14 protein-coding genes are annotated in these 21,281 nt (G+C 68.5%); 8 read left to right on the forward strand and 6 right to left on the reverse strand.

All coding sequences use genetic code 11. The features are described from left to right. Positions 1–136 precede the first annotated feature (136 nt). Both gndA and mutM read left to right on the forward strand, forming a co-directional pair. On the forward strand, positions 137–1,543 hold the full coding sequence (gndA, locus tag ACFWZ1_RS16185; protein WP_439667189.1) for an NADP-dependent phosphogluconate dehydrogenase: 1,407 nt from the start codon (positions 137–139) through the stop codon (positions 1,541–1,543). Between the two features lie 51 nt (positions 1,544–1,594). Beyond that, positions 1,595–2,422, forward strand: a complete 828-nt coding sequence (gene mutM, locus ACFWZ1_RS16190) for a bifunctional DNA-formamidopyrimidine glycosylase/DNA-(apurinic or apyrimidinic site) lyase (RefSeq protein WP_439667190.1) — start codon at positions 1,595–1,597, stop codon at positions 2,420–2,422. A 10-nt stretch (positions 2,423–2,432) separates the two neighbouring features. Here mutM and ACFWZ1_RS16195 read toward each other — a convergent pair whose 3' ends face one another. Further along, positions 2,433–3,146, reverse strand: coding sequence for a 2OG-Fe(II) oxygenase (locus tag ACFWZ1_RS16195; RefSeq protein ID WP_439667191.1), 714 nt, complete (start codon positions 3,144–3,146; stop codon positions 2,433–2,435). A 206-nt stretch (positions 3,147–3,352) separates the two neighbouring features. On the opposite strand from ACFWZ1_RS16195, the gene ACFWZ1_RS16200 reads away from it, so the two are divergent. Then, a complete protein-coding gene (locus tag ACFWZ1_RS16200; protein ID WP_439667192.1) occupies positions 3,353–5,848 on the forward strand; it encodes a S8 family serine peptidase in 2,496 nt (831 codons plus the stop codon). Positions 5,849–5,939: 91 nt separating this feature from the next. Here ACFWZ1_RS16200 and ACFWZ1_RS16205 read toward each other — a convergent pair whose 3' ends face one another. The 3 genes from ACFWZ1_RS16205 to ACFWZ1_RS16215 are packed head-to-tail and all read right to left on the reverse strand — an operon-like array spanning position 5,940 to position 8,722. Continuing rightward, positions 5,940–6,704, reverse strand: a complete 765-nt coding sequence (locus ACFWZ1_RS16205; RefSeq protein WP_439667193.1) for a hypothetical protein — start codon at positions 6,702–6,704, stop codon at positions 5,940–5,942. Between the two features lie 37 nt (positions 6,705–6,741). After that, the gene (locus ACFWZ1_RS16210; RefSeq protein WP_439667194.1) at positions 6,742–7,374 is read right to left on the reverse strand and encodes a thymidine kinase; all 633 of its coding nucleotides are present in this window, start codon (positions 7,372–7,374) and stop codon (positions 6,742–6,744) included. A 49-nt stretch (positions 7,375–7,423) separates the two neighbouring features. Continuing rightward, positions 7,424–8,722 (reverse strand): NAD(P)/FAD-dependent oxidoreductase, encoded by a 1,299-nt coding sequence (locus ACFWZ1_RS16215; protein WP_439667195.1) that lies wholly within the window; start codon positions 8,720–8,722, stop codon positions 7,424–7,426. A gap of 111 nt (positions 8,723–8,833) precedes the next feature. Here ACFWZ1_RS16215 and ACFWZ1_RS16220 point away from each other — a divergent pair, with 111 nt between their 5' ends. Both ACFWZ1_RS16220 and ACFWZ1_RS16225 read left to right on the forward strand, forming a co-directional pair. Next, positions 8,834–10,813, forward strand: a complete 1,980-nt coding sequence (locus ACFWZ1_RS16220) for a UvrD-helicase domain-containing protein (RefSeq protein WP_439667196.1) — start codon at positions 8,834–8,836, stop codon at positions 10,811–10,813. A gap of 23 nt (positions 10,814–10,836) precedes the next feature. Next, positions 10,837–12,411, forward strand: coding sequence for a sulfotransferase (locus ACFWZ1_RS16225; RefSeq protein ID WP_439667197.1), 1,575 nt, complete (start codon positions 10,837–10,839; stop codon positions 12,409–12,411). A 31-nt stretch (positions 12,412–12,442) separates the two neighbouring features. Here the strand turns inward: ACFWZ1_RS16225 and ACFWZ1_RS16230 are convergent, their stop codons facing one another. After that, positions 12,443–15,298 (reverse strand): TonB-dependent receptor domain-containing protein, encoded by a 2,856-nt coding sequence (locus ACFWZ1_RS16230; RefSeq protein WP_439667198.1) that lies wholly within the window; start codon positions 15,296–15,298, stop codon positions 12,443–12,445. Between the two features lie 142 nt (positions 15,299–15,440). Continuing rightward, a complete protein-coding gene (locus ACFWZ1_RS16235; RefSeq protein WP_439667199.1) occupies positions 15,441–16,475 on the reverse strand; it encodes an AI-2E family transporter in 1,035 nt (344 codons plus the stop codon). Between the two features lie 103 nt (positions 16,476–16,578). Here ACFWZ1_RS16235 and ACFWZ1_RS16240 point away from each other — a divergent pair, with 103 nt between their 5' ends. From ACFWZ1_RS16240 to plsB, 3 genes are all read left to right on the forward strand, one after another. Further along, the gene (locus ACFWZ1_RS16240) at positions 16,579–17,442 is read left to right on the forward strand and encodes a 5'-nucleotidase, lipoprotein e(P4) family (RefSeq protein ID WP_439667200.1); all 864 of its coding nucleotides are present in this window, start codon (positions 16,579–16,581) and stop codon (positions 17,440–17,442) included. 270 nt (positions 17,443–17,712) lie between these two features. Continuing rightward, the gene (locus tag ACFWZ1_RS16245; RefSeq protein ID WP_439667201.1) at positions 17,713–18,621 is read left to right on the forward strand and encodes a hypothetical protein; all 909 of its coding nucleotides are present in this window, start codon (positions 17,713–17,715) and stop codon (positions 18,619–18,621) included. A gap of 34 nt (positions 18,622–18,655) precedes the next feature. After that, on the forward strand, positions 18,656–21,268 hold the full coding sequence (gene plsB / locus ACFWZ1_RS16250; RefSeq protein WP_231322045.1) for a glycerol-3-phosphate 1-O-acyltransferase PlsB: 2,613 nt from the start codon (positions 18,656–18,658) through the stop codon (positions 21,266–21,268). The last annotated feature ends 13 nt before the right edge of the window (positions 21,269–21,281 follow it).

The following is a 21,281-nucleotide window of genomic DNA, read 5'->3' on the forward strand; positions in this document are numbered from 1 at the left end:
TTCGCAGGGCGGGCTTCACCACAGCACCGCCTGGGCGAGGATGCCTGGCGGACGAAGCCCACCCAACGCCTATGCGGTGCTTGTGGCGCGCGCGGGTGAGCCCATATTGGACGGATCAAGTCCAAAGGAGCGCGCGATGAGCCTGCAGGTGATGGGTGTGTTCGGCATGGGCGTGATGGGACGCAGCCTGGCGCTGAACATCGAAAGCCGCGGCCATGCGGTTTCCGTCTACGACCATGATGGCGCCTTCACCGACCAGGTCATGGCCGCCCATCCCGATCGCCGCCTGGTGGCGTTCCACGAATTGCCTGGTTTTGTCGCGTCGCTGGAACGCCCGCGCCGCATCCTGCTGATGATCAAGGCCGGTCCGCCGGTCGACGCCATGCTGGAGGCGCTCAAGCCGCTGCTGGAGGCCGGCGACATCGTGATCGACGGCGGTAACAGCTACTACCGCGACACCATCCGCCGCGAGCAGGCGATGCAGGCGGCCGGCTTGAACTTCATCGGCTGTGGCATCTCCGGCGGCGAGGAAGGTGCGCTGCACGGACCCTCGATCATGCCCGGCGGCCCGCGCGAGGCCTACGCGAAAGTCGAACCGATCCTCACCGAGATCGCCGCACGCGCGCCCGACGGCACGCCCTGCGTGGCGTGGATGGGCCCCAACGGCGCGGGGCACTACGTGAAGATGGTCCATAACGGCATCGAGTATGGCGACATGCAGCTGATCGCCGAGAGCTACGCGATGCTGCGCCAGGTGCTGGGTCTGTCCAACGCCGAACTGGCGCGGATCTACGCGGACTGGAACCGCGGCGAACTCGACAGCTACCTGATCGGCATCACCTCGCACATCTTCACCCGCAAGGATCCGGACACCGGCAACGACCTGGTCGACATGATCCTCGACCGCGCCGCGCAGAAGGGCACCGGCCAATGGACCTGCCAGGACGCGCTGGAAATGCGCGTGCCGTTGCCGTTGATCACCGAGGCGGTGTTCGCCCGCGGCCTGTCGGCGCAGAAGGACGAGCGCATGGCGGCCAGCCGCGTGCTGCACGGGCCCGCCGCCAGCTTCGCCGGCGACCGCACGGCGTTCGTCGAGTCGGTGCGTCGCGCGCTGTACCTGGGCAAGCTGGTTTCCTACGCGCAAGGCTTCGCGCAACTGCGGGCCGCATCCGCGGCGCACGACTGGGATCTGGACTACGCCACCATCGCGAGCATTTTCCGCGCCGGCTGCATCATCCGCGCCGGCTTCCTCGAGCGGATCATGGAGGCCTACGCGCGCGATCCTGCGCTTTCCAACCTGATGCTCGATCCCTATTTCGCGGACGTGGCACGCGAGTACCAGGAGGCCCTGCGCGAAGTGGTCGGCACCGCGGTGCGCCAGGGCGTGGCGGTCCCGTGCCTGGCGTCGGCGATCGCGTGGTTCGACGGCTACCGCAGCGAGCAGTTGCCGGCGAACCTGCTGCAGGCGCAGCGGGACTATTTCGGCGCGCACACGTTCGAGCGCGTCGACCGCCCCGGCAGCTTCCACGTCGACTGGGAATGACCGCCCGCTTCATGCAGGAGCCTGCCGGCGGGCTCCTACAATGCCCTCGCCATGCCTGAACTTCCCGAAGTCGAAACCACCCGCCGCGGCATCGCCCCGCATGTCGAGGGCCGCCGCGTCACCGACGTCGTGCTGCGCCGCCCGGACCTGCGCTGGCCGATCCCGCGCGAGGTGAGCGAGCTGCTGCCGGGACAGCGGATCGACGCGGTCGAACGGCGCGCCAAGTACCTGCTGCTGCACACGCAGGCCGGCAGCGCGCTGATGCACCTGGGCATGAGCGGCGTGTTGCGCGTGCTGCCGCCGGATGCGCCGCTGGGTACGCACGACCACGTCGACATCGTGCTCGCGGCCGAAGCGGGCCGCGCCGCGCGCGTGTTGCGCTTCAACGATCCGCGCCGCTTCGGCTGCCTGCTATGGCAGCCACCCGGCGAAACCCACGAGCTGCTCGCCGCGCTCGGCCCCGAGCCGCTTACCGACGCCTTCGACGGCGACGTGCTCTGGCACCTCTCGCGCGGGCGCACCGCGGTGGTCAAGCTGTTCCTGATGGACAACGCGGTGGTCGTGGGCGTGGGCAACATCTACGCGAGCGAGGCACTGTTCGCGGCCGGCATCGACCCGCGCCGCGCGGCCGGCAAGGTCTCGCGCGAGCGTTACGCGCGGCTCGCCGCGGAGGTCAAGCGCATCCTCGGCTGGGCGATCGAGCGCGGCGGCACCACGCTGCGTGACTTCCTCAACCCGGACGGCGCGCCCGGCTATTTCTTCCGCGAGCTCAACGTCTACGGTCGCGCTGGCGAACCGTGCAAGGCATGCGGCACGCCGATCCGCCAGGCGGTGCTCGGACAGCGCTCGACCTTCTGGTGCCCGCGCTGCCAGCGCTGAGCGCCGGGGTTCATCGCCCCCCGTACAGCTGCTCGGCACGCTGGAAAAGCACCCAGCTGGTGGCGATCACCTTCTCGCCCCCACGCGGGCGATTGCCGCGATGGGTGTGCGTGAACGCGGCCGGCGCCAGCAGCAGCGCACCGGTGCGCGGAACGATCTTGCGCTTCTGGTAGAGGAATTCGGTCTCGCCATCGACGAAACCTTCGTTGAGGTAGAGCGTCCACAGCAGGTGGCGGTGCAGCGTCTCGGCGTGCGCGTCGCGCGGGTAGAGCTCGCAATGCCAGTAGGGGTAGCCGCCCCGATCGGCGGCGTAGCGCTGCAGGTTGATCGCGCCGGGGCGGAACACCGTCTCGACCAGTGGCGCCAGCATCGCGTCGTCCATCGCCCGCAGCCGTTCGGGCGTGAGCCGCTCGGATGTCCCGCCCTCGCCGGGTACCTGCAGCATCAGCGGTGCCACCAGCGCGTGCGGGTAGCGGCGCAGATACTTCAACAACCCGGTGAACACCGCCTGGTTGAGCGCCGCCTCGGCCTCCCGCCACGCGGGCAGGCCGCTGATCCCAAGGTCCTGGCTGTCCTTCAGCTCGGGCAACACGCCCGCGCCGACGCGGCCCGGTCGCAGTCCCTCGCTCGTGGCCAGGCGCTCGACCAGCGCCGCGCAGGTGGCCGCCGGCAAGGCCTCCGGATAGAGCTCGATGAAGTCGTCTTCAGGCGAAGAGGCAGGCATGCGGGGCGTCAAGGTTCAGCTGCGGGAAAGCCATCCTCGCATGCGTCTTGCCACCGGCAAACGCTTGCCTGGTGCGGCCTGCCGAGCCTCCCGCAACACAGGCGACCATACGCCCAGGTGTGGAAGCAGACGACCGGGTGTTCACGCACGGCTGCAAATGCTGGCCTGGATCGCCCCATTCCGCGGGCGTCTCGGGGAGCTTACGCATGCCATCGAAGTTCATGCCGTCGATCAGACACACCGCCTTCCGCCTCTGCGCCATCGCCGCGGGCCTCCTCGCCAGCGGCGTCGCGCTCGCGGACGCCCAGCTCGACCCGCAACTGCTGGCCCAGATGGGGAGCGCGGCCAGCACCGATCCGCTGCAGGTGGTGGTCACCTACAAGCAATCGGGCCCGGTCACGGCCGATCAGCTGGCCGTGCTCGAGTCGCTCGGCATCACCCGCGGCCTGACCATGCACACGCTGCCGATCGCCGGTGCACTGGCGACGCCGGCGGAGATCCGCGCACTGGCCCAGCGCGACGATGTGCTTTCGATCTGGGCCAACCGCCGCCTGACCTACCTGGACGCGGAGGCGAACGGACTTTCCGGTGCCGCGCGCACGGTGGCCAATCCCGCCGATTACCACCGCGCCATTCCGTTCAGCGGCAAGGGCGTGACGGTGGAGATCAACGATTCGGGCATCGACGCGACGCACATGGACCTGCAGTACGGCACCCACGTGGTGCAGAACACGCAGGCCGTGACCAACCTGGCCGCGCTCGACACGATGCTGCCGATCACTTACCTCGAGGGCGTGCCGAACAGCGACTGGGGCTCGGGCCACGGCACGCATTGCGCCGGCATCGTGGGCGGCAACGGCGCGCGCTCCAACGGCCTGTACGAGGGCGTGGCGCCCGGCGCCGACCTGGTCGGCTATGGCTCGGGCGCCGTGCTGCTGGTCCTCGATGCGGTCGGCGGCCTGGACTACGCGGCCACCCACCAGTTCAGCTTCCGCAACCCGATCCGCGTGGTCAGCAACTCGTGGGGCAGTTCCGGCAAGTTCGATCCGGCCGATCCGGTGAATGTCGCCTCCTACGAGTTGTACAAGCGCGGCATCGTCAGCGTGTTCGCCGCCGGCAACGATGGCCCTGGCGAGGATACCCACAACCCCTACGCGCAGGCGCCGTGGGTGATCTCGGTGGGCGCCAGCGAGAAGAATGGCGTGCTGACCGACTTTTCCTCGCGCGGCAAGCGCGGCGAGAGCGGCACGTTCGCCATGCCCGACGGCCGGCAGTGGACCTACGTCAACGAGCCGACCATCGTCGCGCCGGGCGTGGACATCATCTCCACCCGCGACAGTACCGGCACGCTGCCGGCGCTGGCCGCGCAACAGGATGCCGAGGTCATTCCCGCGGCCTACCTGCCCTTCTACACGATCATGAGCGGCACCTCGATGGCCACGCCGCATGTGGCCGGCATCGTGGCGCTGATGTTGGAAGCCAACCCGGGCCTCACGCCGGCACAGGTGCGCGACATCCTGGAACGGACCGCCACCAACATGACCGGGCGGCTGGGCTGGGAGGCCGGCGCGGGCCACGTCAATGCCTACACGGCGGTGGCCGAGGCGGCCGGCATACGCGCTGGCTTCGGCGGCACCGTGAACGCGCTGCACAGCTTCAACAGCAACGCTCTGGTCGTGCCGGGCGCCCCGCCGATTCCGTTCTCGGTCGATTTCGCGCCGGTGGGCCCGGTCGGCGAGCAAAGTTTCACGGTGGGGCCGGAAGTCGCCTTCGTCAGCGCCCGCGCCACCATCGGCACCAATACCCTGGCGCTGGTGCTGATCGACCCCGACGGCGAGGAGTACGGCTCGGCGATCGCCTTGCCGGTGCTCGGCGACACCGTCACCACCGGCGCGCCGGGCAAGCCGGGCGTGTGGAGGGTGACCGTGCGCGGCATCGGCTCGGTGTCCGGAACCGGCCTCGATCCGCTGAAGGTGACGAACGGATACGGTGCGCCCGGCACGGTCACTGGCGAGGTGAGCTTCCTCAACAGCGGCGGTTACACCGGCCTGGGCGACATTGCCGCCCATCCGGCGCGCGAGGCGATCGAGTTTGCCGTCGCCCACCGCCTGGTCGATGGCCTGGCCGATGGCCTCTACCATCCCGACGATCCGCTCAAGCGCCGTGACCTGGCCCGGTATCTGGTGATGGGCGCGAGCGTGCGCCAGTACCTGCCGTTCGACGGCCAGCCGAGCTTCACCGACCTGGACACCGGCGCCAGCGCCTATCCGTTCGCCGAATCGGCGATCGCCCCCGGCGGCGCATTGCGCGACACCGGGCAGCGCCAGGACGGCGTGATGAACCTGTGGGGCGGGCAGTTCCATCCGACCGACAGCGTGACGCGGCTGAGCCTCGCCTATTCGCTCGTGCAGAGCCTGGCACTGCAGGACGAGGCGCGCGCGTTCACCGGGCCGCTGACCGCGTTCTACGAAGGCCAGCGCATTCCTGTCGACGACGCCGGCACGATACCGGCCAACCTGCGCGGCTACGTGCAGCTGGCACTGGACCGGGGCGTCATCAACGCGCGCTTCAAGGTGACCCAGGGTCCGTACGACCTCCAGCCGACGATGCACGCGTACTTCGACCCGAACAAGGTCGTCACGCGCGCGGCCTACGCGGTGGCGGCCGGGCGCTACATGACGCTGTACCAGAGCGGGCAGTAACTGGCTCAGGTGACCGGCGGCCAGCGCGTCGCCGGTCACTCACCCAGCGCGTCGGACCATCGGCGACTGGCGGTCACGAGCACAAACCCGCTCACACGGGCCAGTCGAACGCGACGTGGGTGTTGTTGAAACGCGGGTCGTCCAGGCTGCCGCCCGGATGGGCCACCAGCTCGCCGGGCAGGCCTTCGACCTCCATCGGCTGGCCTTCGTCGAAGCGCGCGCCGAGTGCCTGCAATTCAACCAGCCGCTCGCACAGCACGCCTGCCTGGCCGGCGTGCGCATCGGGCACGCCGCGCAGGCACAGGTCAGGACGGCCGAACTTGCGCAGCCCTCGGGTGTGGATGACCGAGCGGCCGTGCTCCTCGTCGGCCTTGCGCAGGATCAGCACGTGGTTGCGCGGCGGTGCGCCGCCCGTGACCAGGTAGTGCCGGCGCCATGCCCCGGCGTCGAACAGGGTCAGGATCTGTGGATCGAGGATCGCGCTGCCGCCCACGTCCAGCAGGCCGGCGAGCACGCCCAGCGTGTCGCGCAGGTAGTCCAGGCTGTCGCGGTCGGAAAGCTCGCCTCGCACTACCAGCACGTCCGGCGCGGCGCGAGCCTGCTCGAAGGCGGCCGGCGCGTCGTCCTTCAATAGCTCCCCCAGCGCGCCCTTCAGCGGATAGCCCTCCCAGCCGCGCAGCGCGTTGTGGCCGAAGCGCTGCAGTGCCACGCCATCGGGCAGGCCCTGGCTCGCGTACCGCGCGGCCGGGATCGCCAGGTCCGCGGCGAAACGGCCGAAGACGTAGAAGTGCAGCACGATGGTCTCGTCGCTGGGCTGCCAGTACGGGCGTGGCCAGGCTTCCGGGGGTGCGGTCATGGGTGTCCTTGGGGAAGAGAACGCTGGCCCGGCGAAGTCAGGGCCTTTCGTCCAGCGGCAGCACGCTCTGCTGCAGTTCGATGCGGCCGCGACCCTCGGTGATGTGCTTGAACTCGGCGCGACTGACCGAGACATAGCGATCGTTGCCACCGATCTCAACCTGCGGGCCTTCGGTCACCGCGTGGCCCTGTTCGTCCACGCGCACCACCATGGTGGCTTTGCGGCCGGTGTGGCAGATCGTCTTGATCTCGTCCAGGTTGTCGGCCCAGGCCAGCAGGTAGCGGCTGCCCTCGAACAGCTCGCCGCGGAAATCGGTGCGCAGGCCGTAGGCCAGCACCGGGATGTTCAGCCGGTCGACCACGTCCGACAGCTGCCACACCTGCGCCTTGGAGAGGAACTGCGCTTCGTCGACGAACACGCAGTGCAGCGCGCCCCGTTCGTCGATGTCCTTTTCGACCAGCGCGAACAGGTCCTCGCCGGCGCTGAAGCGTCGCGCGTTGGCCTTCAGCCCGATACGCGAAGCGACCACGCCTTCGCCGTAGCGGTTGTCCAGCGCGGGCGTGAGGATCAGCGTGCGCATGCCGCGCTCGTGATAGTTGTACGCGCTCTGCAAGAGCGTGGTGGTCTTGCCGGCATTCATTGCCGAGTAATAGAAATAGAACTTGGCCATGATGTCGGCGACGCCGGACCGGTCAGCGGAAACGCGCCATTGTAGGCGACTATTCGGCGCGCGCCTGGGCCAGGCGGTGGCGATGTCCAGCCCACCACTGGCGCAGGTTGGCCAGCACGGATACGCCGTAGACGAGCTTGAATACGCGCAGCCTGAGCAGCACCGGCAGCGGATCGAACAGGTCGCCGGCCAGCATCGAGATCACGCCCTGCTCCAGCTGCCAGGTGTTGCGCGGCGAGGCGAACATGCGCCGCATCACCGGTTCGTTGAAGCGGTAGATGAAGAAGGCGAAGCGCGCCATGCCCTTGCGCAGGCGCTTTTCCAGCGCGCGCTGCAGTGCCGCTTCGCGCTTCGGCTCACGCAGCGCCCCGTCGACCACCTCGACGGCACGTTCGGCCGCGTCCATCGCCAGGAACACACCGGAGGAAAACACCGGATCGAGGAAGGCGAAGGCATCACCGACCAGCATCCAGCCCGGGCCGCTCATCGCCTTCGAATCGTAGGAATAGTTCCCGGCGGCGCGCACCTCGTCGATCGGCTCGGCGCCCTCCAGCCGCTGCCAGAGCTGGGCGTTCTGCCTGAGCGTGTCGAGCAGGAACTCGCGCGCGTCGCCGCGGCGGCGCTTCAGGTACTCCGGCCAGCACACGGCGCCCACGCTCATGCTGCCGTCGGGTAGCGGGATCATCCACATCCAGCCGTGCTCGAAGCGATAGATGCTGACGTTCCCGGCGTCCTCGCCGGGGCGCCGCGCCGCGTTGCTGAAGCGGGTGAACAGCGCGGCACTCTGGTGCTGGCGGTTCTTGCGCTTGAGCTTCTTCTTCGTCGACAGGAAGGCGTCGCGACCGCTGGCATCGAGCAGGTAGCGCGCCTCGATGGTGTAGCGCCCGCCCTCGTCGGTCTTCACTTCCAGGCGCGCCTGCCGCGGCCCGATCTGCTCGACCGCGACCACCTGCTGACCTTCGCGCGCATCGGCGCCGCACTCGCGCGCGTGGTCGTAGAGCATCTTGTCGAAGTCCTGCCGCCACACTTGGTAGCTGTGCGGCGGGCTCTTGCACAACGCGCGGCCGAAGGAGAAGACGTTGTAGCCGCGTTCGTTGTCCGTTTCGAAGTCCGCGCCGGCCTTGAACACGCCCATGGCGTGCACCTTGTCCAGCACACCCAGGCGCTCGAGGATCGGCAGGTTCATCGGCAGCAGCGACTCGCCGATGTGGAAGCGCGGGTGGCGCTCCTTCTCCAGCGCGATGACCTTGTACCCGCGCCGCGCCAGCAGCGCCGCGGCGGTGCTGCCCGCCGGCCCGCCGCCGATGATTGCCACGTCGCACGACTCGATTGGCTTGTGCTGCTCCATCCGCGCTCCCCCGGGCGACTTTGCGATAGCCGCCTGATTATGGCCGATGCGCCCCGGCGCGCCAGAGGGGCTCTGCTACCATCGGCCTCCGCCCGCACCGCCGCCCGCTCCATGCTCAATCCACAACAACTGGCCGCCGTCGAACACTGCGACAGCCCGCTGCTCGTGCTCGCCGGCGCCGGCTCCGGCAAGACCTCCGTGATTACCCAGAAGATCGCCCACCTGGTCCAGCGGCGGAAGCTCTCGGCCAACCGGATCGCGGCGATCACGTTCACCAACAAGGCCGCGCGCGAGATGCGCGAGCGCGTGGGCAAGCTGGTCAGCAGCGAGGATGCCGCGGCGCTGACCGTGTGCACCTTCCACGCGCTGGGCCTGAAGTTCCTGCAGATCGAACACGCGCGCGCGGGCCTGCGTCGCGGCTTTTCGGTGCTCGATGCCGACGACAGCGAAGGCATCGTCAAGGAGCTGGCGCCCAAGGGCGTCAAACCGGATGTGCTGTTCGGCATTCGCAATCTGCTGAGCCGCGCCAAGAACGCGGGCCTCTCGCCGGAAGAAGCGTTGGCCGCCGCGCGCGCGCCTCGCGAACTGGAAGCGGCGACGATCTACCAGATGTACCAGCAGCGCCTGGCCGCCTTCAACGCGGTCGACTTCGACGACCTGATCCGCCTGCCACTGCGCATTCTCGAATCCGATACCGAATGCCGCGACGCCTGGCGCGAGCGCCTGCGCTACCTGCTGGTGGACGAATACCAGGACACCAACGACGCGCAGTACCGGTTGCTCAAAAGCCTCACCGGCGAGCGCGGCGGCATCACCTGCGTGGGCGACGACGACCAGTCGATCTACGCCTGGCGCGGCGCCAACCCGGAGAACATCGACCAGCTCGGCCGCGACTGGCCGAACCTGCGCGTGATCAAGCTGGAGCAGAACTACCGCTGCGGCAAGCGCATCCTGCGCGCGGCCAACCAGCTGATCGCCAACAACCCGCACCTGCACGAGAAGAAGCTCTGGAGCGAGCACCCGGAAGGCGCGCCGATCCGCGTGCTCGAGTGCAAGGAGGCCGAGCACGAGGCGGAGAAAGTGGCCGCCATCGCCACCACGCTCGCCGAGAAGCACAAGGCGCGCTGGCACGACATCGCCATCCTGTATCGGGGCAACTTCCAGGCGCGCCCGCTGGAGAAGGCGCTGCGCCTGGCGCGGATTCCCTATCACCTGACCGGCGCGCTGTCCTTCCTCGACCGTGCCGAGGTGAAGGACCTGCTCTGCTACCTGCGCCTGCTGACCAACCCCAGCGACGACGCGGCGTTCCTGCGGGTGGTCAACGTGCCCAAACGCGAAGTCGGCGCGACCACGCTGGAGAAGCTCGGCCAGCTGGCGCAGTCGAAGCACTGTTCGCTGCTCGAGGCCACTCGCAGCGACGCGGTGCTGCGCCAGCTCACCCCGCGTCCGGCAGCGGCACTGGCCGGTTTTTCCGAGCTGCTCGACGAACTGCGCAGCGCCTCGCTGCACGAAAGCGCTGCCGACCTGGTCGAGCGCATCCTCAAGCGCACCGGCTACGCCGCGCACATCGCCGCCAGCACGCCCGATGCGAGCTTGCGCGATCGCCGCATGGCCAACCTGCAGGAATTGGCCGACTGGTTCCGCGCCATGGCCAAGGGCAACACCGCCGGTGACCTGGCCGCGCAGCTGGCCATGCTCAGCCACGCCGACCGCGACGAACCCGGCAACGCGGTGCGCATGATGACGCTGCACGCGGCCAAGGGCCTTGAGTTCCGCTTCGTCTTCATCGTCGGTTGCGAGGACGGCACGCTGCCGCACGAGGGTGCCATCGACGAGGGGCGCATCGACGAGGAGCGGCGCCTGATGTACGTGGGCATCACCCGCGCCAAGGAACTACTCACCCTGTCCTGGTCGGCCCGCACCAAACGCTACGGCGAGATCCACAACAACCAGCCCAGCCGCTTCCTGCACGAACTGCCGCAGGCGGACCTGCACTGGCAGGGCAAGGATCCGGAAGCGGACAAGGAAATCGTGCGCGAGACCGCCGAGTCGCACATGGCGAAGATCGCCGCGATGCTGGCGGGCGGCTAGCCGGCCGCCGCGCCCGCTTCGCCATGGACTCGAACAGTCCCGCCGGGCAGGCCAGCGCCGCGTTCAACCGGCGCGACTGGGTGCGGGCCCGCGAGTTCGCATGGCAGGCCCTGGCGCAGCAACCGCAGGCGGGCATGCATTACGTCGCGGGGATCGCCTGCCTGGAGCTTGGCCAGCGGCCGCAGGCCGTCGCACATTTGCGCCAGGCGGTCGCCATGGCACCGGAACGGGCGGACTTCGGCGCGCAGCTGGCCAGGGCGTTGTCGCTGGCACGGCTGGGACGCGAAGCCCTCGAGGCCGCCGACCGCACGCTCGCGCTCGCCCCGGGCGATCCGCTGACCCTGGACACGCTGGGCGTGGTCTACACCCAGGCCGGCGCCTACGCGAAAGCGGCCGCCGTCTTCCGCCGGGCTGCCGAACGGCAGCCAGGGCGGGCGCATTTCCAGTTCAACCTGTCGACCGCGCTGGTCTACCTCGGCGACATCGACGGAGCCGAACAGGCGCTGGAAGCGTGCCTTGCACGGGAACCCGGACACTGGCGGGCGCATCTGACGCTGGCGCAGCTGCGCAAGCAGACACCCGCGGCCAACCACCTGTCCCGGCTGGAGGCATTGCGCCCGCGCGCAGACGCCGACCCGATCGGCCGCATGTCGATCAACCTGGCGCTCGCCAAGGAGCACGAAGACCTGGGCCAGTTCGCCGAGGCGTTCGCCTGCCTGGTCCGCGGCAAGGCGGCGGGCCGGGCGCTCAAGCCCTACACGATCGAACGCGACGCCGCCCTGTTCGATGCCCTGATGCAGGCCTTCCCGGCCCCCGACGCCGTGGCATCCACCGGTTGCTCCAGCGGGGAGCCGCTCTTCGTCATCGGCATGCCGCGCTCGGGCACGACGCTGGTCGAGCGCATCCTCTCGTGCCATCCGGACGTCCATTCGGCGGGCGAGCTGCCCAACTTCGGCATGGTGCTCAAGCAGCTTTCGGGAAGCCGCACCCCGGTGCTGCTGGATCCGGAAACCGTCGCACGGGGCCGGCACGTCGACCCGTGCCAGCTCGGCGAAGCCTATCTGGCCAGTACGCGGCCGGGCACCTCGGGCAAGCCGCGCTTCGTCGACAAGCTGCCGCACAACTTCCTCTACGCCGGCTTCATCGCCCGCGCGCTGCCGAACGCCCGCATCGTCTGCCTGCGCCGCCATCCGCTGGACACCTGCCTGAGCAATTTCCGGCAATTGTTTTCCATGGCCTCGCCAAACTTCGACTACTCCTTCGACCTGCTCGACATCGGCCGCTACTACGTGCTGTTCGACCGGCTGATCGCGCACTGGGACCGGGTATTGCCCGGCCGGATCCTGCAGGTGGACTACGAGCGGCTGGTCGACCGGCAGGAGCCGACCTCGCGCCGGCTGCTCGAGTTCTGCGGGCTGCCCTGGCACGAGGACTGCCTGCGCTTCGAACGCAACGCACAGCCGGTCGCCACGGCAAGCGCCGTCCAGGTCCGCTCGCCGATCTACCGCGGTGCGCTGGGTCGCTGGCGGCACTACGAGGCCGAACTGGGCCCCTTGCGGGACCTGCTCGGGCGCGCCGGGATCGCCCTTGCGGACTGACCGGCGCGCACGCTCCCCCGGAACCCGCGCCTCAGAATTTGTAGTTCGCCTCCACGTACATGGCGCGCCCGTACACGTTGTAGTTGCTCTCGTTGTATGGCGAGCTGGTGGTACCCGGATAGCTGCGGTCCAGCGGCGGCATCTTGTTGAACACGTTGTTGACCAGCACCGAAAGAGCCAGGTTCTCCACCGGGTTGTAGGTCACGCTGGCGTTGTACAGGATCCAGGGCCGCAACCGGCCGGTGCCCTCGGCGCTGTAGTTGTCGTTCTGCGTGGCCAGGTAATTGGGAGTGCTGCCGTAGCGGTTGAAGTACACCGTCGCGCTCCACTGCTCGTTCGGGGTCCAGGTGAGCGAGCCGTTGACCTTGGTCTTGAAGTCGGTGCTGTAGAACGGATGCCGCAAGAGCTCGCGCGACGGATCGGTCGGATAGGCCTGGTATTCGTGCTTGAGCACGTCGCTGTAGGAGACCTGCGCCGACAGGTCGCCGAAGCGGCCGATGCCGAACACGTAGCTGAAGTTCGCGGTGATCGCGTTGACCTGCTCGTTGGAGACATTGACCTTCGGCGTCGAGATCTCCTGGATCTGGCCGAGCAGGGCCGGATCGTTGGATGGACCGCGCACGATCTTGCTGAAGGCGTTCTGGCAGCTGGCCGAGTTCATGTCCAGCGTGCCGATGTCGCACAGGTATTCGATCTGCGACAGGTTGTCCGCGCTTTCGGTGTTGACCTCGTTGTTGATGTCCCAGTGCAGGTAGTCCACGCTCAGGGACATCCGGCTCATCGGTGCCCACACGAAGCCGTAGCTCCACACCTTGGCGGTGATCGGCTTGAGCGTTGTGCTGCCTGATTGCTGGCCGAAGAACTGCGTTCCGTCGTACGGCGCGGGGCAGTTGGCGATGTTCCCCGGGCCGTAGCCGAGCCGGTTGCAGTTGAGATAGTCGGGCACGAAGTCGTAGTAGCCGCTCAAGCCCTGGTACTGGTCCGCCAGCGTCGGCACCTTGAACGCGGTGCCGTAGCGCCCACGCAGCAGCAACGACTGGAACGGCCGGTACTCGAGGCCGAGGTTGTACGTCCCGTGATTGACGTTCTGGCCCTCGACCTTGTAGTTGTCGTAACGGCCTGACACGTCCAGCGTGAGCTGGCTCAACAGCGGCAGCCGGAACTCCGTGGTCGCCGCGTAGCGCGAACGGTGGCCCGCGCCCTGGACGTCCGTGGTACCCCAGACCTCGCCGTTGAGCAGCCGCGGGTCCGGCGTGTAGTTCCAGCCCTGGTTGCCGCCTTCGAGCACGATCGCGATGCCGGCGTCGCCGCCCGGCATCGAGAACAGCGAGGCGTTGGTCAACTGGCCGCGCAGCATGTTGTCCCAGGTCTTGGCGCGCGTGTCGGTATAGCCGGTGAGCGACGCGAACTCCGCCGGCGTCAGCGGGTTGTAGAACGCCGCGTAGTCGGGCTCGAAGATCGGGTAGAAGCCGAAGTACGGATCGACGCCCGGCAGCTGCGGACCCAGCACGCGGTCCTCGAAGAAAGCGTCCATCGGGCCGGCGAAGCGCTGGAAGTTGTGCGAGGTGAGCTTGTCGTCCGAATGGGTGAAGCCCAGGTCGTAATCCCAATAGGAGTCGCCGAAGGTGCCCTTGGCGCCCAGGGTCAGCATGTAGGAATGCTCGTACTGGTGATCGAGGATCGACTTGTAGCCGCCGGTCTCTTCCGGCGCGAACGCCCGCTGCAGGTCGACCAGGCCGGAAATGCCGTCGCCGTTGTCCAGCCGCGGGTCGTAGTACGCGCCGTAGTCCACGCCCGTGCCCCACCAGATGTAGTTGGAGCCGGCGGTGTAGCGCTGTTCCTCGTAGGTGTAGAGCAGGTCGCCGTACAGCTGCAGATTGTCGTTTACGTCGAACGTGGCGTGGGTATACAGGTTGGCCGTCTTGTCGTCGTTGGTGACGGTCTTGTACCCGGGGGTGTAGAAGCTGCCGCAGTAGGTGCGGCCGTCGGTGCGGGTGCGCAGCCCCTCGGTGCCGCCGAACAGCGCCGTGGTCCCGGCGCAGTTGTTCGGATCGAGGAAGTGGTAGTCGCCGGTGAACTGGTTGTAGACCAGGAAGTCACGCGAGGCGGTGGCCGGGTCGGTGCCCTGTGTGAAGTACTGGCGGGTCAGTCCGCGATCGAAACCCCAGATCGGCTGGGTGCTTTCGAACTGCCCGCCGATGATCATGTTGAACTTGCCCGCGGTGAAGCCGTCGGCAAAGCTCACCCGGCGGTCCGCGCCGCCGCCGCCGGTGTGCCAGCCGTAGCGGACGTCGATGGTCGGCCGGTCGATATTCTTCTTCAGGACGATGTTGACCACGCCGGCAATGGCGTCCGAGCCGTACAGCGACGACTGGCCACCCGGCAGCACGTCGATGTGGTCGACCATGTCCATCGGGATGCCGCTCAAATTGTTGAACGCGTCGCTGCCGTTGTAGAGGGCGGGGAAGTTGCCCATCGGGCGGCCGTCGATCAGGTACTTCACGAAGCCCACGGGCAGTCCGAACAGGCTGAGCGTCTGCGCGCCCTGGGTGAACGAGGCGGAGGTCTGCGATCCCTGCACGCTGCCGGTGGAGAACGAGGCCTGCTGCAGCGCCTCGGCCACCGTGGTGAAACCGCGCACCTTGAGGTCCTGGGCCGTGATGGTGGTGGTCGGCGTGGCCGTCTCGATCTCGGTCTGCGGGATCAGCGAGCCGGTGACCGTAATGGTCTGCAGCCGCTTCGCCTTGGTCTGGTCGCCCTGGTCCTGCGTCGCGGCGGTACCGGACGTGGTTTGGTCGTCCGGCGTAGTGGTGTCCTGCGCCCGGGCCTGGACCGCCACGACGCTCAATGCCGCCGCGAGGGCGACCACGATGGGTTTCTGGTACATGGGCTGGATCTCCCGCGCTGGTTCTCACGCGCCTCTGGCGCGCTCCCGGCGGGACCATGCGATTGCTTACGTCAATTTAACGTCGACTGGACGGGCGACAAATCGCCAAGCACTCAAGCGCCTGCGCGATCAAGCTCAGACGTTACAGCAGCCCTTCGCCTTCCAGCTCGCTCTTGAGGTAGGCGTAGTAGATCGGCGCGGCGACCAGGCCGGCCAGGCCGAAGGCCGCCTCCATCGCGAGCATGGCGATCAGCAGTTCCCACGCGCGCGAGCGGATCTGGGTACCGACGATGCGCGCGTTGAGGAAGTACTCCAGCTTGTGGATCAGGATCAGGAACACCAGCGCGGCGATGCCCACGCCGAGGGACACCGACAGCCCGGCGATGGTCACGGCGGTGTTGGAGATCAGGTTGCCGATCACCGGCAGCAGGCCGACCACGAAGGTCACCGCCACCAGCGTCTTGGCCAGCGGCACGTGGATGTCCATCAGCGGCAGCACGCCGATCAGGAAGATCGCGGTGAACATCGTGTTGATCAGCGAGACCTTGATCTGCGCGAACACGATGTTGTGGAACGCGTCGGCAAGGCGGTTGCAGCGCTGGCCCAGCGCCGCCGCCAGCGGGCCGGGCTGGTGGGTGGAACCGGCGCTGTGGCTGAGCGCCACGATGGCGCCCAGCACCAGGCCGATGATGATGTGCGCGAAGCCGCGCGCGGTGTCCTTGCCGGCCAGTTGCAGGCTGGCCGCGTGCTTGCGGGTCAGGTCGCCCGCCATCACGCGCAGCTCGTCCACGCTGTCCGGCAGCGACCCGACCAGTGCGGACGGGAGCTGTTCGCGCGCCTTCTCCACCAGCGGCATCAACTGTTTGTCCCACAGGTCCTGCGGGTTGCCGATCTCGCTGTGGAAGAAGCTGATCGCGCCCAGCGCCAGCAGGATCAGCAGCCCCACCACTACCGCACCGATCAGTGCCACCACCACCACCCGGGCACGGCGACCGGACAGGCGCCGCTCCAGCAGCGGGCTGATCGTCTGCACCAGCTCGTACACCAGCAGGCCCGCCAGCAGCGCCGAGAGCAGGTGCAGTCCGATCACCAGCAGCAATGCGATGCCGGCCAGCACGTAGCTCGCGATCCGGGTGGCGCGCGAGGGCTCGCGCTGCAGGGATGGGTTCGGGGCCATGCGCCGGGCACTCGGGGAGGGAAGCCCAGTCTCGCAGCAGGCCGGCCCGCCTTCCAGCCTGGCGTACACTGGCGGGCCGTTCGCGCACAAAAGGACCCACGCGATGACCTCGCGCCTCCCGGCCCTGGCCTCCCTGCTCCTGCTCGCCGGCTGCACGGCTGCGCCGCCGCCCCGGCCGCCGATGGCCGCGGCCATGCCGGCGGACGACAACCTCAATGCCACGGCCTGGGTGCAGAACGCGGTCGAACACGACCTGATCTACCTGCAGACCTACCGCGACGCCCAGCAGCGCCTGGGCGCCGCACTGGCGGACGCACAATGGGACGCGCTCACGCCGGCCGACCGCCTCCAGTCCCCGAGCGGCCTGCCGCCGGCGGTGGTACTGGACGTGGACGAGACGGTACTGGACAACTCGCCCTACCAGGCGCGCCTGATCCGTGCGCACGCCCCGTTCGACCAGGCCAGCTGGGATGCGTGGTGCCGCGAGGCGCGCGCCCGCGCGCTGCCGGGCGTGGTGGCGTTCACGCGCCATGCCGCGGCGCAGGGAATCAAGGTGATCCTCATCTCCAACCGCGACCAGGCGCTGGGCGAGGCCACGCTGGCCAACCTGCGCCGGGTCGGCGTGCCGGTGTCAGGGCCGGACGCTCTGCTCGGCCTGGGCACCAACGTGCCCGGCTGCACCCAGCACGGCTCGGACAAGGGCTGCCGGCGCCAGTGGGTCAGCCGCCACTACCGCGTACTGATGCAGTTCGGCGACCAGCTGGGCGATTTCCTGGACATCCCCCAAAACACGCCCGCCGGCCGCGTGGCAGCGGTCAAGCCATACCTGGACTGGATCGGCCGGCGCTGGTTCGTGCTGCCCAATCCCAGCTATGGAAGCTGGGAACCGGCGCTGTTCGGCAATGACTGGCAGCTGGCCATGCCGGAGCGGCGCCTGCGCAAGATCGAAAGCCTTCGTGTCAAGTAAAATCATAAACTTACGTCACAAAACAAAACCATTGCCTCAAGAGTCGGGTGCGCGTAAGCTCTGTTCCGCCAACACCTGCTGACCTCCTAATCGCAGGCGAGGCCATTTCCCTTCCGGCCTGGCCGGATTTGCCCCGTGAGGCTCCAGGCCCGCGGGGTTTTTCTTTTCCGGCCCGAACAGACATCCGCTTGCCGCCAGCTCGACGGGTCGCGTACGCCGGTGGGGCCATGCTTGCGCCACCCCACCCCCATGCTTCCCATGCCGAGGTCCATGCGCCCTTCCCTGTTCCGTCGCCTCCTGCCCTGCCTTGCCCTGTGCGCACTTGCCGCCTGCCAGTCGAGTGAGCACACGGCCACCTACGTTGCCAGCCAGTCGCCCGAGGCGGCCGTGCAGCAATCGATTGCACTGGTGCGCGCCGGCGATTTCGCCGGCTTCTGGCAACACGCTCTCCCGCCACATGACTACGCCATGCTGCGCGAGGACTGGGGCCAGGCCCGGGCCGGCGAGGCGCCGCTGACCGATGCCGAACGCGCGCGCATCGACACCGCCCTTGAGCAACTGGCCGCGCCGGATGCCGCGGCCACGCTCGACGGCCGTCTGCAGCCCTGGCTGGCCGACGCGCAGGCGCGGTACGGCGACCAGCTGCCGCTGCTGGTCGGCATCGGCCGCGCGCTGGCCGGCAAGGCGATCGAGGAAGACGCGCGCCTGTCCGACACCCAGAAGCGCCAGGCCGTGGCACTGGTCAATGCCCTCGGACCGTGGGCGCAGCAGGCACCCTGGTTCGACCCGGCCAGGGCACGCCAGGCGGTCGGCGTGGTGGTCGCCACCGCGCGCGAGCTGGACCTGCGCGATGCGCAGAGCCTGCGCGCGATGGATTTCGACCAGGCGATGCGCAGCTACGCCATCGGCTTCCACGGCCTCGAACGCATGCTGGCACTGTACGGATTGCCGCTGGACGAGGCACTGGCCTCCGCGCGCGTAGTGCCGCTGGAATACCACCCGCCCTACGCGCGCGTGCGCATCGAGTACCAGTTGGCGGGCACGCCGCTGTCGATGGAATCGACGCTGGTGCAGCAGAACGGCCGCTGGTACGACCAGGACCTGCTCGAAAGCGTGCGCCAGGCGCATCGGACGCTGGCCGCGCCGGCAGCCTCCGGCACGGTCGCGATGTCGCACTGAGCGGCGTTTACGACCCACCGGCTACAATCCGCCGATGCAGAACATGACCGCGGATTCTCCCGCCCGCAGCCGCGCGCCCTGGTGGTTCAGCCTCGCCGGCCAGTTGCTCGAACCCTGGGTGCGCATCCGGCGCGACCCGGCCGAACCGGCCAGCCTGCTCAAGGCCGGCGCGCCGGTGTGCTACGTGATCGAGCGCGACGGCTTTTCCGACGCATTGATCCTGGAACGCGCCTGCCGCGAGGCCGGCCTGCCCGCACCGATGCAGCCGCTGGCCGGCACCCGCCGTCGCCGCTCGGTGTTCGCACTGACGCGGCGCGACGGCTGGCTGTTCGGCCGCAGCCGCCAGCGCGCGCCCTACGAGACGCTCGACCAGCTGGTCCGCTCGCTGGAAGAACACCCCGGCCGCGACATCCAGATCGTGCCGGTGTCGATCTACGTCGGCCGCGCGCCGAGCCGCGATACCGGCTGGTTCCGCGTGCTTTTCTCCGAGAACTGGGTGATGGTCGGCCGCTTCCGCCGCCTGCTCGCGCTGCTGCTCAACGGCCGCGACACGGTGGTGCACTTCTCCGCGCCGGTATCGCTGCGCCAGGTGCTGGACGACGCCGGCGAGGCCAGGCCGGAGCACTTCGCACGCAAGATCGCGCGCGTGCTGCGCACGCACTTCCATCGCATCCGCGCGGCGGTCATCGGACCGGACCTCTCGCACAAGCGCACCGTCGCCGACGCCGTGCTCAACGCCGAACCGGTGCGCGCCGCCATCACCGCCACCGCGGCCAAGGAACGCATCTCCTACGCCAAGGCGTGGCGCCGCGCGCACAAGCTGGTGATGGAGATCGCCGCCGACTATTCGCACCCGGTGGTGCGCTCGGTGTCGTTCCTGCTGTCGAATTTCTGGAACAAGCTGTACGACGGCATCGCGATGCACCACTTCGACAAGGCACGCGCCGCCGCGCCGGGCTACGAGGTGGTCTACGTGCCCAGCCACCGCAGCCACGCCGACTACCTGCTGCTGTCCTACCAGCTGCACGTCTCCGGCGTGGTGGTGCCGCACATCGCCGCCGGCGTGAATCTCAACCTGCCCGTGATCGGCCCGATCCTGCGTCGTGGCGGCGCGTTCTTCCTGCGCCGCAGCTTCAAGGGCAACGCGCTGTACTCGGTGATCTTCAACGAGTACATGGCGCAGCTGATCGACCGCGGCGTGCCGATGGAGTACTTCATCGAAGGCGGCCGCTCGCGCACCGGACGCCTGCTGGCGCCGCGCGCGGGCCTGCTGGCGATGACCGTGCGCGCGTTCCTGCGCGCGCCGCGACGGCCGGTGCTGTTCCAGCCGGTGTACATCGGCTACGAGAAGCTGATGGAAGGCAAGAGCTACATCGGCGAGCTGTCCGGCAAGCCGAAGGAGAAGGAATCCCTGCTCGGCCTGCTCAAGGGGCTGAAGGTGCTGCGCCAGCGCTACGGCCACGTGGCGCTCAACTTCGGCGAACCGATCGAATTGAATCCGCTGCTCGATGCGGCAAGCGGTGACTGGCGCACCGCCAGCGGCGATCCGGACGCCAAGCCCGAGTGGCTCGGTCGCGTGGTGGATGGCCTGGCCGAACGCATCCAGGTCAACATCAACCGCGCCGCCGACGTCAATCCGATCAACCTGCTGGCGCTGGCCCTGCTGGCCACGCCCAAGCACGCGATGGCCGAGAACGACCTGCTCGCGCAGCTGGAGCTGACCCGCGCGCTGCTGGTGGAGTTGCCGTACTCCGACCGCGTCACGGTCACCCCGATGGATCCGCCCTCGATCATCGCCTACGGCGAGCAGATGGGCTGGATCCGCCGCGTGCGCCATCCCCTGGGCGACGTGCTGAAGGCCGACGACGAGCCGGCGGTGCTGCTGTCCTACTTCCGCAACAACGTGCTGCACCTGACCGCGACCGCGGCGTGGGTCTCCTGCTGTTTCTTGAACAACCGCCGCATGACGCGCGCCTCGATCCTGCGCCTGGGTCGCATCATCTACCCGTTCATCCAGGGCGAGCTGTTCCTGCCCTGGGACTCGGACGGCTTCGTGGCGCAGATGCAGGGCACGATCGATTTCTTCGTGCGTCGCGGCCTGCTGGAGTCCTCCGCCGACGGCCGCGTGCTCGAGCGCGGACCGGGCCAGGACGACGCGGCGTTCCAGTTGAAGACCATCGCGCGCAGCCTGATCCAGGCTTTCGAGCGCTACTACATCACGATCGCCGCGCTGGCCAAGAACGGGCCGCACACCACCAGCGCCGCGGAACTGGAAAACGCCTGCGCGCTTACCGCGCAGCGGCTGTCGCTGCTCAACGAACAGTCGGCGCCGGAGTTCTTCGACAAGGCGTTGTTCCGCGGCTTCATCCAGAAGCTGCGCGAGCAGAAGGTGCTGTGGACCGACCAGGGCGGCAAGCTCGACTACGACCGCGCGCTGGAGGACATGGTGCGCGACGCGCGGGTGATCCTGGCGCGCGAGGTGCGCCACTCGATCCTCAAGATCACCGGCGTGGATGGCGACATGGACGCCGCGCCGCCCAAGCCGGTCAGCCACGTGCCCGAGGACAGCGGCAGCGAGGACCTGCACCGGCGCCACGTCGAGGCAGAACATCACCAGCACGAGCACGACTCGAACCGGGACGTCTGACTTCGCAGGGTGG

The organism is Frateuria sp. GZRe14 (assembly GCF_051900395.1).
In the GTDB taxonomy this organism is placed as follows: domain Bacteria; phylum Pseudomonadota; class Gammaproteobacteria; order Xanthomonadales; family Rhodanobacteraceae; genus Frateuria_A; species Frateuria_A edaphi.